General features: G+C 34.5%; 1 protein-coding gene. It reads left to right on the top strand.

Annotated elements, in window-relative coordinates:
- Nucleotides 1–347, top strand: a 347-nt coding sequence (locus WD019_RS21730) for a phospholipase D-like domain-containing protein (protein ID WP_425712820.1), incomplete at its 5' end; no start/stop codon positions are given.
- Between the last annotated feature and the right edge of the window lie 288 nt (nt 348–635).

The raw sequence follows: 635 nt of genomic DNA, 5'->3' as shown, positions 1-635 counted from the left end.
TTGATCAAAAAAGCGTGGGCTATGCAAGTCGTACCTATTACGGGGAACTTATAGAAGCTGGGGTCCAAATCTACCAGTACAATAAAGGAATGTTACATGCGAAACTGATGATCATTGATGAGGAAATTGCAGAAGTAGGCGCAGCAAACTATGATATGAGAAGTTTTCGCCTGAATTATGAGGTGTGTCAAGTCGTGTACAGTGCTGATGTGGCAAGGGAACTCACAGAGCAGTTCGAGAGGGATCTTACTGATTCTGTACCATTAAGAATTGAAGACTTGTTGCAACGATCCCTGACCGAGCGCATTGTTGAACAAGGTGCTCGTCTGCTTTCTCCATTATTATAAGTTGATGTATCCTGTTTTTATTTTTCGATCTTAAATCTAGATTTAAAAAAATGTGATTGTTTTTAAAATATTTCTGATTCATTTGAAAAAGTCGAAAACCCGTGTTAGAAGAACTTTCAACATGGGTTTTTTCTTATTTACGTTGGAAATCCATTACTAAAAAACGGTAATACTAAAAAGAAAGCCCAAAGAGTTTAAATCCAAAATTATCTGTTACATTTTAATTTAAATATAGAGGTGATATCAATAGATAATATATTTGAAAATCTTAAGGAAATACGTTTATTA

Source organism: Fictibacillus sp. Mic-4 (assembly GCF_049843615.1).
Lineage (GTDB): Bacteria > Bacillota > Bacilli > Bacillales > Fictibacillaceae > Fictibacillus_A > Fictibacillus_A gelatini.
Note: the sequence above shows the minus strand (reverse complement) of the source record. Positions and strands in the feature narration are given on the sequence as shown.